At 65.1% G+C, this 14,814-nt stretch carries 11 protein-coding genes and 1 pseudogene; all 12 read left to right on the top strand.

Annotated elements, in window-relative coordinates; genetic code table 11:
* Nucleotides 1–99 precede the first annotated feature (99 nt).
* Nucleotides 100–1,086: a 16S rRNA (cytosine(1402)-N(4))-methyltransferase RsmH gene (rsmH, locus tag CZ322_RS08530; protein WP_087070948.1), complete on the top strand. Its 987-nt coding sequence runs from the start codon at nt 100–102 to the stop codon at nt 1,084–1,086.
* Nucleotides 1,083–1,472, top strand: coding sequence for a hypothetical protein (locus tag CZ322_RS08525; protein WP_087070947.1), 390 nt, complete (start codon nt 1,083–1,085; stop codon nt 1,470–1,472). Before rsmH ends, CZ322_RS08525 begins: the two co-directional genes overlap by 4 nt.
* A 16-nt stretch (nt 1,473–1,488) precedes the next feature.
* Nucleotides 1,489–3,231: pseudogene (locus CZ322_RS08520) on the top strand (peptidoglycan D,D-transpeptidase FtsI family protein); the annotation flags it as partial.
* Nucleotides 3,218–4,618 (top strand): Mur ligase family protein, encoded by a 1,401-nt coding sequence (locus CZ322_RS08515; RefSeq protein ID WP_234984517.1) that lies wholly within the window; start codon nt 3,218–3,220, stop codon nt 4,616–4,618. The pseudogene CZ322_RS08520 and the gene CZ322_RS08515, both read left to right, overlap by 14 nt.
* Nucleotides 4,615–6,093, top strand: coding sequence for a UDP-N-acetylmuramoyl-tripeptide--D-alanyl-D-alanine ligase (locus CZ322_RS08510; protein ID WP_087070946.1), 1,479 nt, complete (start codon nt 4,615–4,617; stop codon nt 6,091–6,093). Before CZ322_RS08515 ends, CZ322_RS08510 begins: the two co-directional genes overlap by 4 nt.
* Nucleotides 6,093–7,178, top strand: coding sequence for a phospho-N-acetylmuramoyl-pentapeptide-transferase (mraY, locus tag CZ322_RS08505; protein WP_016442544.1), 1,086 nt, complete (start codon nt 6,093–6,095; stop codon nt 7,176–7,178). Before CZ322_RS08510 ends, mraY begins: the two co-directional genes overlap by 1 nt.
* Entirely contained in the window at nt 7,175–8,785 is a 1,611-nt protein-coding gene (gene murD, locus CZ322_RS08500) for a UDP-N-acetylmuramoyl-L-alanine--D-glutamate ligase (protein ID WP_087070945.1), read from the top strand. Before mraY ends, murD begins: the two co-directional genes overlap by 4 nt.
* Complete coding sequence (locus tag CZ322_RS08495; protein WP_087070944.1) at nt 8,778–10,016, top strand: FtsW/RodA/SpoVE family cell cycle protein; 1,239 nt, start codon at nt 8,778–8,780, stop codon at nt 10,014–10,016. The genes murD and CZ322_RS08495 overlap by 8 nt, the downstream gene beginning before the upstream one ends.
* Complete coding sequence (gene murG / locus CZ322_RS08490; protein WP_087070943.1) at nt 10,013–11,104, top strand: undecaprenyldiphospho-muramoylpentapeptide beta-N-acetylglucosaminyltransferase; 1,092 nt, start codon at nt 10,013–10,015, stop codon at nt 11,102–11,104. The genes CZ322_RS08495 and murG overlap by 4 nt, the downstream gene beginning before the upstream one ends.
* Nucleotides 11,101–12,456: a UDP-N-acetylmuramate--L-alanine ligase gene (murC, locus tag CZ322_RS08485; RefSeq protein ID WP_087070942.1), complete on the top strand. Its 1,356-nt coding sequence runs from the start codon at nt 11,101–11,103 to the stop codon at nt 12,454–12,456. The genes murG and murC overlap by 4 nt, the downstream gene beginning before the upstream one ends.
* A complete protein-coding gene (locus CZ322_RS08480) occupies nt 12,453–13,343 on the top strand; it encodes a cell division protein FtsQ/DivIB (RefSeq protein WP_087070941.1) in 891 nt (296 codons plus the stop codon). Before murC ends, CZ322_RS08480 begins: the two co-directional genes overlap by 4 nt.
* 256 nt (nt 13,344–13,599) lie before the next feature.
* A partial coding sequence (ftsZ, locus tag CZ322_RS08475; RefSeq protein ID WP_087070940.1) for a cell division protein FtsZ occupies nt 13,600–14,814 on the top strand: 1,215 nt, incomplete at its 3' end.

Here is a 14,814-nt window from a genome sequence, read left to right as displayed (position 1 = left end):
GCGGTGGCGGTCTTTCGCGAGAGCTCTGAGGCACTTCCCCAGCTTCAGATCGCTCGCGGGGGATCACTATCGCGGGCGCCGCAATGAGAAGGGCACAGGATGGAGAGAGCACGCACCCCGGGCGCACCGCGCGCCGCTGGGAACGCGCTGCATGCCCCGGTGCTCGTGGACACCTGCATCGAGCTCCTCGCTCCCGCCTTCCAGGTTCCCGCTCCCGTCCTCATTGACTGCACCCTCGGGATGGGCGGGCACACCGAAGCCTTCCTCGAGCGTTTCGAGAACCTCACCGTTATCGGAATCGACCGCGACCCGGCCGCCATCGCCTTGGCGGGGGAGCGCCTGGCCCGTTTCGGTAAGCGGTTCCGCCCCGTCCAAACCACGTATGACGGCGTGGCCACGGCAGCGGGTAATCGCCCCGTGGATGGAATCCTTATGGATTTGGGAGTGTCCTCCCTGCAATTGGACGAAACCGAGCGCGGGTTCTCCTACGCCCATGATGCCCCGCTCGATATGCGTATGAACGCCCAGGTCGGGCGCACCGCCGCGGATATCCTCGCGAGCGCATCGGTGCGGGAGCTCACTCGGATTCTGCGCGAGTACGGGGAGGAAAAATTCGCCCACCGTATCGCCACCGCGATTGTGGAACGGCGCGCCAGTGCCCCGTTCACTCGTACCGGAGAACTGGTGGAGATCGTGCGCTCCTCGATTCCCGCCCCGGCGCGGCGCACCGGTGGGAATCCCGCCAAGCGCACCTTCCAGGCTCTGCGTATCGCGGTGAATGACGAACTCGGAACGCTCGAACGGGCCCTGCCGGCAGCCCTCGCCACGTTGCGGGTGGGTGGGCGCATCGTCGTCGAAGCGTACCAGTCCCTCGAGGACCGCTTGGTGAAACGGGCCTTCGCCGCCGGCGCCACCTCCCGAGCCCCCAGGGGCTTGCCCGTTGAACTTGAAGAACATAAACCCTGGCTGGAACTCCTCACCCGAGGAGCTATTCAAGCCGATGAAGAAGAAATCACCCGCAATTCTCGTTCCGCCTCCGTTCGCTTACGCGCGGCCGAGAAAATTCGCCCCGGAGGTCAGCTATGAGCGCACAGCCCCACGTTGTTGCAGCGCCGCGTACCCGTCCCGTCATCTCGGGGCGTCCCGAGCTGACGCTTATCCCCACTCCTGCGGCACACCGTGGCTTCCTCGGCACCGTGATCATCTGCCTAGCGCTCTTCTTCGGCGCGTTTGCCACAGTTTTCGCGCTTAATACGCGTATGGTAAGCACGGCGTACGAAATCCGCTCCGTCAAGCAGGAGCTGGCGGTCGCGCAATCGGTGGAGTCCACCCTCACGGATGAAGTGGTGGGGGCATCCACTCCGCAAGGCCTCAAGGAACGCGCGCAGGCCCTCGGCCTCGTCCCCGCCACGGACGTTCAGCACATGGACCTGGGGTCCGCTACAATTCTTGCTCCGATTCCGGGGGAGTGACACGAAGGACAAGCGCATGAAGGAACTAGCTCGCCGCTGGAAGGCCGCGCAGCCGCACGTACGGCGCGTGCGCACCATGGCGATTATCTTCTTCTTCGCGCTGGGGATCCTCGGGGTACGGCTCATAGACCTGCAATTTATTCGCGCCGATGCCCTGGCTGCCTCGGCGGATGCTTTCCGCACCCGTACCTACACCCTGCAGGCCAAACGGGGCGATATTGTGGACGCCAACGGGGCGGTTCTCGCCACCTCCGTGGAGCGCTATAACGTGGGCGTCAACCAGAATCTCATCGGCTCCTATCGGCACTACCAAACCGATGAGAACGGGGACTACGTCCTGGATGCCAATGACCAGCTCATCGTGGAGGGCACCGGGGCAGCGGAAGCAGCGAAAGTACTCGCGCCCCTGCTCGGCGTAGATCGGGCGGAACTGGGAGGCACCCTCCTGGGTGGTGAGAAGAAATCCACCTTTGTATACATCGCCCGGGATATTTCCCCCGAAAAATGGCGGGAAATCAACGCGCTGGGAATTCCGGGAATCGAACCCGAGCAGTTCATGAAACGCGAGTACCCCAACGGTTCGGTGGCCGGAAATGTGCTCGGTTATGTGGGGGAAACCGCGGATAATCCGGTGCCCACCGGCCAGGCGGGGATTGAGCGCACCTTCAATGACGCGCTTTCTGGCACCGATGGGCGCCTGACGGTGCAAACCGCCGGAGGCGGCGCCGTCGTACCGAATGGGAAAACCGAACGCGTGGATCCGGTCAATGGTGCGAGCGTGAAACTCACCATTGACCGTGATCTGCAAAACGCCCTCATGGAGTCTCTCGATGCTTCGGTGGATGCCAATGCCGCGGATTGGGGCGCCGCCGTTGTTATCGAAGTGGGGACGGGGCGGGTGCTTGCCCTGGCCGATTCCCACGCCCCCGATCCTTCGCGTCTCCAGGAAGCGAATCCGGATTCCTGGGGTTCGCGCGCCGTGCAGGCGCCGGTCGAGCCGGGCTCCTCCGGTAAGCTCCCCACCTTCACGGCGGCTATCGATACCGGCACCGTCACCCCGCTCACCCAGTTCACGGTGCCGGACACCATCACCATGCCTAATGGTGAAAGCATTTCCGATAACGACCCACATCCCACCCAGGGGATGACGGTGGCGGGGATTCTCGCCCAGTCCTATAACACCGGGCTCGTCCAGATCGGTGACACCGTGGACGATAACGTGCGCTATGACTATATGCGCAGCTACGGGCTGGGAAGCCCCACGGGGATAGAATTACCGGCCGAATCGAGCGGCATTCTGCGCCCGCCGGAGCAGTGGGGCCAGCGTGACCGCTACACCACTATGTTCGGGCAGGGCTGGGCGGCCACTACCGTGCAACTCGCGCAGATCGGGGCCACCATCGCCAACGGGGGAGTCTATATCCCGCTCCATGTTGTGGACTCCACCACCGACGCCAGCGGGCGCACCACTCCCACCGTTCCCGGGGAAAGCCACCGTGTCATGAGCGAGGAATCCTCGCGCACCATGATGAATATGATGCAGGCGGTTACCAATAACCAATCCACCGGATGGCGCGGGAAAGTCCCCGGCTACAACGTGGCCGGCAAAACCGGCACCGCCCAGGTTCCGGACGCCAACGGAAACCTCACCCGCCGCGTAGGTACCTTTATTGCGGCCATCCCGGCCGAAGATCCGCAGATCGCGGTGGCGATAGCGGTCTACGGCGGGGCCGGGGCCGGGGACGGTGGGGGGACGGCGGGGGCCCCGTTTTCGCGAATCGCGCCCCTCCCGCGGCGGNCACCTGGGTGCCATTGCGGCCCGAGTCTACGGGGAACCGGCCGAATGCTTGCGCAGTTTCGCGGTGACCGGCACCAATGGAAAAACGACGACGACGTACCTCCTGGACGGCCTGCTTACCGCGCTGGATCGTACCACCGGGCTGGTGGGAACCGTGGAAACAAAAATTGCGGACCTGTGCGCCCCGGCGCATTTGACCACGCCCATGCCCGCGGATCTGCAAGCACTGCTCGCCCTCCTGGTGGAACGGGGCGGGACGGATGTATCCATGGAAGTCTCCTCCCACGCGCTGGCGCAGCACCGTACCAGCCCCGTGGTCTTCAGCGTGGCTGGATTTACTAATCTCACCCGGGACCACCTCGATTACCACCGCACCATGGAGAACTACTACCAGGCCAAGCGCAGCCTTTTCACCCCGGAGTGCTCACGGCGGGCGGTTATTACCGTTGATGATGAGTGGGGTAGGCGCCTGGCTGGGGAAACCGAGGTGCCCACCGTGGCCCTCGCCGTGTTCTCTCAGCTTGGGGGGAGGAGTGGGTACCAGGTGCGCGATATCGAGCGCGGCCCCGTCACCTCCTTCACCCTGGCCCATAGCGACGGCTGGGAGATGACGGTGCGCACCGGCCTGCCCGGAGATTTCAATATCGCCAATACCGCGCTCGCCGTGGCCATGGTGCTGGAAAGCGGGGCGGACCGCGGTGCGGTTGGCGCCGTAGTAGGCGCCGGGCTCACACCGCAAGTCCCCGGTCGTATGGAAGTGGTGGGTAGCGCGCCGCGCGTCGTCGTTGATTTTGCGCATAATACCGCGGCGCTGCGCCTGGCGATCAATGCTCTGCGCCCCACCACCAGCGGTCAGCTCATCGTGGTGACCGGAAGCGCCGGGGAGCGCGATGTGGACAAGCGCCCCGAGATGGGCCGGGCGGTCGCCGAACTGGCCGACGTCGTTTACATCACGGACGACGATCCGCACGAAGAAGATCCCGCACCGATCCGCGCCGCACTCCTGGACGGGGCCCGCAGCGCGCACAGCCCCGCCCGCATCGTGGACATCGCTGATCGCGCCACCGCCATGCGCACTGCCATCCGGGAGGCGGCACCGCAGGATACCGTGCTGCTGGCCGGGCGCGGGCACGAAACTTATCAACCGGTGGCCGGGGGGCGTAACATTCCGCTGGACGACCGCGAGGTAGCGCGGGCGGCGCTCGCTGAGCGCGCTAGCTCCGTTGGCCGGGGTAGCCGTGCCGACAGTGCTGGCTGGACTGACCGCGCTGACCGGGGCGATTGTTCTGACCGTACTAACCGGATCGTCCTCGACAAAAACACGCAAGAAGAGAAAGACACGCAATGATTTCCATGTCCTCCGCGGAGGTTATCGCCGCCGTCGGCGGGACCGCGCTCGCACCGTTGTGCGATACCGAGGTCACCGCGGCGGTTATCGATACCCGCGCCATCACGCCCGGCGCGCTTTTTGCCGCCGTGAAAGGCGCGCGCGTGGACGCGAATACCCTGAGCGGCCAGGCGCGCGCGGCAGGGGCCAGCCTTATTCTCACCGAAGATGGCCAGGCCGCCCGTGCCGGCGGTGCCGAAGCTGAACGCATTATCGTGGTCGATGATATTCCCGCTGCGCTCGGACGCCTGGCCCGGCACAACCTTGAGCTGGCCCGCCACGTCAACCCCGACTTGCGGGTTATCGCGGTGACCGGCAGCGTTGGGAAAACCACCACCAAGGATCTTCTCGCCGCCATATGCCGGGAACGGGGGGATGTGGTTGCCCCACCCGGATCGCTCAATAACGAAATCGGCTTACCACTCACGGTGCTCCGTGTGGGCGCGAACACCGCCACCCTGGTGGCGGAAATGGGCGCCGACCATATTGGCAACCTCGCCTACCTCACCTCTATCGCGCCCCCGGATATCGCCGTGGTGCTGGTGGTGGCCCGCGCGCACCTGGGCGAATTTGGCGGCATTGAGAACGTGGCGCGCGCCAAGGCAGAACTCGTGGAAGGCCTGCGCGAGGACGGCATCGCCATCCTCAACGCCGATGATCCGCGAGTGGCGGCCATGGCCGGGCAGGTCGCGAGCGGCCGGGTACGCACCTTCGGGCGCGTGCATCCGGCGGACGTGACGGCAAGCGACATCACCCTCGGAAGCGACGGTCGGGCCAGTTTCACGCTCCATATGAACGACGGCGCAGCTAGCCCCGCGCCATCCGCGCCGTACACGTTGCCTGCGCCGTCCGCACCGTCGGAACTGTCTGCGCCGTCCGCCCCGTGCACCTCAAAGATCAACCTCGGACTCGTGGGAGAACACCAGGTCATGAACGCGCTCGCGGCGGCCACCGCCGCGGCCGCCGCCGGGGTCAGCCTGCCCGCCATCGTGGCGGGGCTATCCAGCGGGCCCGCCAGCGCCCACCGTATGGATGTATTCCGCCGCGGCTCCACCCTCATCATCGACGACTCCTACAATGCCAACCCGGATTCCATGCGCGCCGGCATTGCCGCGCTCGGACAGCTCGGGAGCGGGCTCAAAGCCGCAATTCTCGGCGATATGCTCGAACTCGGAGCTGCCTCGCGGGAAGAACACCTCGCTCTCCTCCCGGCCCTGGAAGCCGCCGGGGTGAGCCTCCTCATCGCGGTTGGCCCCCAGGTGGCGGCGCTCGCGGAGGCAGCCCGTGACGCCGGTATCACCGCCCGCGCGGTCGGCGCGTGGGAGGAAGCCGAGGCTGAGCTCTCCGATATGCTCAATGAGGATGGGGCACTCCTCATCAAAGGTTCGCACGGTTCGGGCGTGTGGCATATCGCCACGCGCCTCAAGGGGGAATAGTGCTCGCGCTTATTATCGCTTTTGCGGTCTCGCTTCTTGTCACCCTATTCGGGACCCCGCTTCTCATCCGTTTCCTCGTGCGTAAACAATTTGGCCAATTTATCCGCCAGGACGGCCCCACCTCGCATCTCGTCAAGCGCGGCACCCCTACTATGGGGGGCCTGGCTATCGTGGCAGCGGTTGTTATCGGTTACCTGGTGGGCAATATCGGAGCGGGGCGCAGCCCGGGAATGTCCGGAATTCTCCTCCTCGGTCTCATGATCGGCATGGCGGGCGTAGGCTTCGCCGATGATTTCACCAAAATTTCCCGCAAACAAAGCCTGGGGCTCACCCCCTGGGCGAAAATCGCGGGCCTGGGGATTGTCGGCGTCGCCTTCGCGGTGCTTTCCCTGATGTTCGCGGATGAAAACAACCGAACCCCGGCATCCATGCGCATTTCCCACGTGCGCGATACCGGCCTGAGTCTCGCCTTCGCCGGTACCGCCGTCGGCATTATCCTCTTCATTATCTGGGCGAATTTCCTTATCACCGCCTGGTCCAATGCCGTCAATCTCACCGATGGCCTGGACGGCCTATCCACCGGTGCCTCCATCATCGCTTTCGGGGTCTACACCCTCATCACCATGTGGCAAAGCAACCACCCCTGCTACGGGCTCGTGGACGCCGCCCCCGGGTGCTACCCCATCCGCGACCCGCGCGATCTCAATATCATCGCGGTGGCCCTCGTCGGAGCGCTTATCGGATTCCTCTGGTGGAACACTTCGCCGGCCCAAATCTTCATGGGGGATACCGGCTCCCTCGCCCTGGGCGGCGTCTTCGCGGGAATGTCCATCTACACCCACACCGAATTCCTCGCCGTGCTCATTGGTGGGCTCTACCTGCTAGAAGTCATCTCCGACGTAGTCCAAGTGGGCGTCTTCAAAATGACACGAAAACGGGTATTCCGCATGGCACCCATCCACCACCATTTCGAACTCAAAGGGTGGAACGAAGTCACGGTTGTGGTGCGCTTCTGGGTGATCCAAGCCCTGTGCGGCTTTATCGCCCTGGGTATTTTTTACGCTGAGTGGTTGATGCAAAGATGAGTGAGTGGCAACATCCGGGCGCGGCGGAATTGGCAGGGCGCCGTATCGCCGTCGTCGGTTTAGGGAAATCAGGGCGGGCCTGCGCGCGGGCACTGACCGAGCTCACCGAGGCGCGTGTGAGCGTATGGGACGCCGATATTACTAAGCTCGGGGCGGTCACCGCGCTCCCCGTGGATACCGGCGGGAGCGACCCGACCCCGGCCGAACTGGCGCGCAAAGTGCTGGCGTGGCGGCCCGACGTCATTATCCCCGCCCCCGCCATACCCGAAATCGGCCCGCTTTTTACTACGGCTGCCGACCACGGCATCGAATTGTGGTCCGAAATTGAACTAGCCTGGCGCCTGCGCACCCACGACGGTGCGGGGCACGCCGCCCCGTGGCTCGCCGTCACCGGTACCAATGGCAAAACCACCACGGTAACTATGGCGGCCCATATTTTGCGCGCCGCGCACCTTGGGGCCGAACCCATTGGGAACGTCGGCAATCCCGCCGTCACCGCCGTGAGCGCCACCGGCCCGGATGCCCCGCGTGCCTTCGCACTGGAGCTTTCTTCCTTCCAGCTGCGCACCACCCACACCATGGAGCCGGCCGCCAGTATCTGCCTCAATATCGCCGACGACCACCTCGAATGGCACGGCAACCGCGCCGCCTACGCCGCCGCGAAAGCCCGTATTTACGAACATGTGCGCACCGCCGCGGTCTACCCGGTGGGCGATAGTACCGTCCAGAGCATGGTCGATAGCGCGGACGTGCGCGAAGGTGCGCGCGCCATTGGCATCACCACCGGTATTCCCGCCGTCGGGCAGATCGGTATCGTGGATGGCCTTATTGTGGACCGTGCCTACGGAAAGCAACGGTGGACTAGCGCCGTGGAGATCGCTTCGTTGAACGACGTCGCCCAGCTGGCTCCCACCACTGCGGCGCTGCCGCGCCACCTCATCTGGGACGCCCTGGCCGCCGTGGCCCTCACCCGGGCCATTGATATTCCCGCGGAGGTGGTGCGCGCCGGGCTCCAGCATATGCGCCCGGGCCACCACCGCATTGAGACGGTGAGCGAACGCGCCGGGGTGCGCTACGTGGACGATTCCAAAGCCACCAATGCCCACGCCGCCCTCGCCTCCGTCTCCGCGCTGGCGGAGGGTACCTGCGTGTGGATTGTGGGTGGGCAACCCAAGGGTGCCCGCTTTGAATCCCTCGTGGCACAGGTGCGGGACAGGCTGCGCGCCGTCGTTGTTATTGGCGTGAATCAAGAACCTTGGCACGCGGCCCTGGACGGCGCTAACCTCCCCGTCACGTATATCGATCCGGCGGCCTCCGAACCTATGGCGCGCGCGGTGCTGGCTGCCTCGCGCTACGCACAGACGGGGGATACCGTCATGCTGGCTCCCGCCAGTGCCTCCATGGACCAATTCACCTCCTACGCGGATCGCGGTGATCGTTTCGCCGCCGCGGTGCGCGCCCTGCCCGCACCGTCGGAAGGCAGTGCTGTAACGGGGGACGGTGCCCCGGCAACGGGCAGCACTTCGGCGGGGGACGGTGCCCCGACGGAGGAGACGGTGCAGGATAACGGTGCAGCGGATAGCGCCACGGAGGCGCGTCATGCGTGAGCGAACTGAGAAGCCGCAGGCACCGAGCGTCCCGGAGGAACGCGTACGCAACGTCATGCACCGTTCCATCCTCCTCCTCGTGGTGGCCACCGCGATTCTCACTCTCCTCGGGCTCCTCATGGTGTTTTCCGCCATCACCCCCGGGGCGGTACGCGCCGAATACGAAGACGGCCCCAACCTGTTCCGCTCCGCTTACCTCCAGATGGCCTACGCCGCCATCGGCACCGTTTTGGCGGTGATCTGCGCGCGTATTCCCCTCGCTGTTTTCCAGCGCTTGTGGGGCCTGGCCCTCGGCTTCGGGATCCTTTTGCAGCTCCTCGTGCTCACCCCGCTGGGTGCCTCCGTTGCCGGTAACCGCAACTGGATTGCCTTCGGCCCCATCCGGCTCCAGCCCTCCGAATTCCTCAAACTCGCCATGGTGGTGGCCCTGGCCGCGGTGCTCGGGCGCATGGTGCAAGGGGCTCACTTCCAGCTCTCCGATTGGAGCGGCCCCATTGGCATCACCGGCGCGTCCATCGGTGCGGTGCTCGTGGGTGGCGATATGGGAACAGCCCTCATCTTCCTCCTCATCGGCGTGGGAATGTTCTGGATGGCCGGCTTCCCGGGGCGCTATTTCCTTATCAGCGGGGCGCTGGGCTTCTTCCTCGTCGTCGTGCTTATTTTTTCCAGCCGGTCGCGCATCACCCGTATCCAAGACTTCTTCCAAAATCTCTTCACGCTTCCCACCGGGCAAACACCCTCTCAGGCTGATTACGCGCTCTGGGCTTTCGGCTCCGGGGGGCCGGGCGGCTCCGGCCTGGGCACCGGAATTGAAAAATGGCCCGGGAACCTCGCCGAAGCACATACCGACTTCATCTTCGCGGTGGTGGGAGAAGAACTCGGTTTCTTCGGATGTGCCGTCGTCATCGTGCTGCTCGGCACCATCGGCTACGCCCTTCTCACTATTTGCATGTACCACCCGCACCGTTTCGGCCGTTTCGTGGCCGGGGGAGCCACCCTGTGGCTATGCGGACAGGCTGTGGCAAATATGTTCGTTGTTACCGGCCTGCTGCCCGTTTTCGGAGTGCCGCTGCCCTTTATGAGCCAGGGCGGCTCCTCCGTGATCTCCTGCCTCATGGCGGTGGGAGTTTGCGTGGCGGCAGCTCTGGCGGTTCCGGGCGTGAAAGAATCATTCCGGCGCTCCAGCTCACTCGCGGGCCGGGTGCGCGCAGTTATCAGGAGGACTTCGTGACACTAGTGCTCGCCGGCGGGGGAACCGCCGGGCACGTCAATCCGCTACTGGCCACCGCCCACGAACTCGCCGGGCGTGGGCACCGTATCCTCGTGGTCGGCACCGCTACCGGTATGGAAAAGGACCTCGTTCCCGCCAGCGGCTTCGATTTCGCCACCGTGGAACGCGCACCGTTCCCGCGCCGTCCCGATAAGGACGCACTACGTTTCCCCGTGGCTTTCCCGCGAGCGGTGCGCCAAGCCCGCCGTATCCTCGCCGCGGCCGGAGCTGAGCTGGCTGTTGGTTTCGGAGGTTTCGCCTCCACTCCCGTCTACGCCGCGGCGCGCCGGGTCGGCATCCCGGTAGTGGTGCACGAACAAAACGCGCTACCGGGCCTGGCCAACAAACTCGGGGCACGGGGCGCGGCCGCCGTCGCCCTCACCTTCCCCTCCACACCGCTGCGTGCCACGCGCGGTATCACCCGCACCGTCGGCCTGCCGCTACGCCCCGCCATCGCAGCCCTGGCCAGTGCCGATAGGGCGCAAGCACGCACCGCCGCCGCGGCGCGCCTCGGCCTGGATCCGGGGTTACCCACCCTCGTGGTCACCGGGGGTTCCCTGGGCGCCGCCCACCTCAATGACGTGATGACCGCCGCTGCATCCCGCTGCGCCGCCGCCGGCGTGCAGATACTCCACCTCACCGGGCGGGGTAAAGCGGCCGTGGCTCAGCGCACCGCCGCCACCATCCCCAGCTACCACGTGCTCGAATACCTGGAAGAAATGGAACTCGCCTACGCGGTGGCCGATACCGTGGTGTGCCGCGCCGGGGCCGGCACCGTCGCGGAAGTTTCCGCCTTGGGTATCCCCGCCGTCTTCGTTCCGCTCCCCATCGGTAACGGGGAACAGGCGCGCAACGCCGCGGATGTCGTAGCTGCCGGCGGGGCGCTGCTCATTCCCAATGCCCAGTTCACTGCCGATTCGGTGAGCACCGTGCTGGACATCGTCACTGATGCATCCACCCGCACCCGCATGGCCCAGGCCTCGCGCGCCATCTGCCCGGCCGACGGCGCAGCCCGGCTCGCCGATCTTATCGAGGAGGTTCTCAGGTGACCCATATCCATCTCATCGGCATCGGCGGGGCAGGCATGAGTGTGATCGCCGATCTGCTCCACGCTGAAGGCTGGACCGTGACCGGCTCCGATGCCCGCGCCTCGGCCACCACGGAGCGCCTGGCGGATTCCGGCATCACCCTGTGGATCGGAACGGAACCGGAGCGCCTTAGCGCCGACACTCTCGTGGCGGTCTCTTCCGCCATCCGGGAAGATAACCCCGAGCTCGCGCGGGCCCGCCAGCTCGGTGCCTGCGTCATCCACCGCTCCCAAGCCCTCGCCCTCGCGAGCGGGGATCGCGATTTTGTGGCGGTGGCCGGCGCGCACGGGAAAACCACTACGTCGGCGATGCTGGCGGTGGCACTGGAGGAAGCCGGTCAGGCACCGTCCTGGGCGATTGGCGGGAGCGTGCGCGGGCACGGTTCTGGAGGGCACCTGGGCACCGGGAAGGTCCTCGTTGCCGAAGCCGACGAATCCGATGCTTCCTTCCTCAACTACCGGCCCCGTATCGCCTTGGTCACCAACGTCGAACCCGATCACCTCGACCATTACGGCAGCCGGGAAGCTTTCGAAGAGGCCTTCGCGGAATTCGCGCGTTGCATCGTCCCCGGTGGGCTCCTCATTGTTTGCGGCGACGACGCCGGTGCGGCCCGCCTGGGTGCTCAAGCGGTAAGCGAAGGTATCCGGGTGGTCAGCTACGGGCGTGGCGCCGCGCTCCCCGGCGTGGAAGCTCACGTGGCCCTCGAGGACGGGGCGTTACGGTGCGGGGAAAGCTGCGCGCCGCTCTCCCTCCAGGTTCCCGGATCCCATAACGAACTCAACGCGGCCGGAGCGGCCGCCGCCGGTATAGAGCTGGGCGTGAGCCTGGCGGATATGGCCCGCGGGCTGGCGGCTTTTACCGGAACGGGGCGGCGTTTTGAGCTGCGCGGCGAGGCTGGGGGAGTGCGCCTCTTTGATGACTACGCCCACCATCCCACCGAAGTGGAAGCCACCTTACGCGCTGCCCGCGCTGAGGCCGGGCAGGGCAGCGTACGAGTTCTCTTCCAACCGCACCTGTATTCACGCACCCGCAATTTCGCGGATCGTTTCGCCACCGCTCTCGAACTGGCCGATACCGCCATTGTTACCGCCGTGTACGGGGCCCGCGAAACGCCTTTCGACGGCATCGAGGGCGATATGATCACTTCCCGCATGGGAGGCGCCGGGCATTTTATTGCCGATAAACACGAGGCCGCGCGGGCGCTCGCAGCGAGCGCGAAGCCGGGGGATCTGCTCCTCACCATGGGGGCTGGCGACGTGACCGCACTAGGCTCCGAAATCCTGGCGGCACTGGGGGAGGGGACGGCGCGGTGAAAGAACCATCCCGACGCCGCTCCGCGCGCGATATTAATCCGCACACGGAGATCACTTACGTTCCCACCGCCGCCACCGCCCCGGTGGTGTACGACGACGGCGACGCCCCGCTAGCCGACCTAGGGAGTACCACCACGGTATCCCTGGACGAGCGCCTCGAGGAAAAAGCTTCCGAGAAACGCCGGGTACGCTGGCGGCGCCTCGGGGTGGTTGGTGCGGTACTCGCCGCGCTTGCCGCCCTGGCCTGGGTGATTTTCTTTAGCCCGCTGCTGGCCTTGCGGGCCAGCGATATTACCGTCTCGGGTATCCCCGCGAACGCGGCGGTGACGGCGGAAGACGTCACCGCCGCCCTCGCCGAACGCTCGGGAATCCCGCTCCCACGCCTGGATACCGAAGCGCTCGCCACTGACCTGAGCGCCCAATTCCCACCCATTAAAGAAGCGCAGCTGCGCCGCAGCTACCTCCACGGACTCGAGGTCACCCTCACCGTGCGTGAACCGGTGGCCTGCCTGGTGGGCAAAGGAGCATGTTCCGCCATGGATCGGGACGGCGTGAGCTTCCCGGTTCTCCCCGAGGTGGAAGCCAGCCTCCCGCGTGTGAGCCTGAGTCCCGGGCCGGCCACTCGCTCCGAGGATGGTAGTGACGGCCCTGGTATCCGCATCGCCCTTGATGTGCTGGCCAGCCTCAAGGATGATGTGCGGGCTCAGGTAGCCGGGGTATCGGTGAGCGATAGCGGGCGGGTCGGACTCGATCTCAACTCCGGGCAGAAAGTGATCTGGGGGGATGCTCAGCGCTCCGATCTGAAAGCGGCAGCACTGGCCACCGTGATTAGCGTTCCTGGCCAGGTGTACGACGTGTCAGAGCCCACCGCCGTCGTCGTTCATTAATCCTGAACCACTCGGCTACCGCACCGTTCCACGGCGCCATCGCACCGTTCCATACGAATCGCGCACCGTTCCAGGCTATTCCCGCACCGTAGTGCCCCACTGCAGTATCGTTCCACCCGATTTCGACCCAGCAGAGCAAACCACTTCGCAACACACCAGCGCGGAGAATTGCACCGTTGTCATTCACCTACTATCTTTTCCGCGAAGTCAGGAACGAAAAACCTCAAGTTTTACTTGAGGTTCGGGAGGAAAACTCATGGCCGTAGTCAATAACGCCGCCAATATCAAAGTCATCGGGGTCGGCGGGGGCGGTGTCAACGCTGTTGACCGCATGATTCAAGACGGACTTGCCGGTGTGGAATTTATTGCCGTTAACACCGACGGGCAGTCCCTGGTGAAATCCGAAGCGGAAACCAAACTCGATATTGGTCGCGAGGTTTCTAAGGGCCTGGGAGCGGGTGCGGATCCTTCGGTGGGTAAGCGCGCCGCGGAAGAAAACGTGGAAGTTATCCAAAGCGCCCTCGAAGGCGCGGATATGGTGTTCGTCACTGCTGGTGAAGGCGGAGGGACCGGCACCGGTGCCGCCCCCGTGGTTGCCAAGGTGGCTCGGGATTTGGGAGCGCTGACTGTCGGCGTCGTGACCCGTCCCTTTGAATTTGAAGGTGCCCAGCGTGCCAATAACGCCTCCATGGGTATCGCGGAACTGCGCCAAGCGGTGGATACCCTCATTGTTATCCCCAATGATCGCCTGCTGGAGATCGCCGAGGAAGATCTCACCATTATTGAGGCCTACCACCTCGCCGATGAGGTGCTGCGCTCGGGCGTCAAGGGAATTTCGGATCTTATTACCATTCCAGGTCTGGTTAACCTCGACTTCGCGGACGTCAAGGCCATTATGAAGGACGCGGGCACCGCCCTCATGGGTATTGGTTCGGCCTCCGGGGAAGATCGGGCGGTGCGCGCTACCGAGAGCGCCATTTCCTCCCCGTTGCTGGAAGCCTCCATCGACGGTGCACACGGCGTACTTATTTCCTTCCTGGCCGGTGCGGACTTTGGTATGAAGGAGCTTGCCTCCGCCTCCAAGATGGTCAAGGAAGCGGTGGATCCGAACGCGAATATTATCGTTGGCCAGATTATCGATGAATCCCTTGGCGACGAGGTGCGCGTAACGGTGATTGCCGCGGGCTTCGATGAGGCACGTGACCACCTTTTGCAGATGGATGGCGTGCCCGCCGGGCACGATGCCGTGGAGCCTATTGAGGACCTCGCCCCGGTGGAACCCGAACCGGAAGTCGAAGCCGTGGCGAGCCCGGCCCACCCGGTGGCCAGCCCCGCCTATACGCCGGCCCAGCCCGAAGCGCAGCCGGCTGCGCAGCGCCCGGGAACTCACCGCGCCATCCCGCCGCGGGTGGAAGAACCCCAGCGCCCCGATCTGGATATCCCCCGTCTCTTATACCCCTCTTGCTGTGTT

Source organism: Actinotignum timonense (genome assembly GCF_900155575.1).
Lineage (GTDB): Bacteria > Actinomycetota > Actinomycetes > Actinomycetales > Actinomycetaceae > Actinotignum > Actinotignum timonense.
The sequence above is the reverse complement of the archived record's forward strand: the minus strand, read 5'-3'. Positions and strand labels throughout refer to the sequence as shown.

Excerpts from the sequence above, each read along its gene's own strand:
- rsmH (WP_087070948.1), top strand. The coding sequence starts at position 100 with ATGGAGAGAGCACGCACCCCGGGCGCACCGCGCGCCGCTGGGAACGCG.
- CZ322_RS08525 (WP_087070947.1), top strand. The coding sequence starts at position 1,083 with ATGAGCGCACAGCCCCACGTTGTTGCAGCGCCGCGTACCCGTCCCGTC.
- CZ322_RS08510 (WP_087070946.1), top strand. The coding sequence starts at position 4,615 with ATGATTTCCATGTCCTCCGCGGAGGTTATCGCCGCCGTCGGCGGGACC.
- murD (WP_087070945.1), top strand. The coding sequence starts at position 7,175 with ATGAGTGAGTGGCAACATCCGGGCGCGGCGGAATTGGCAGGGCGCCGT.
- CZ322_RS08495 (WP_087070944.1), top strand. The coding sequence starts at position 8,778 with ATGCGTGAGCGAACTGAGAAGCCGCAGGCACCGAGCGTCCCGGAGGAA.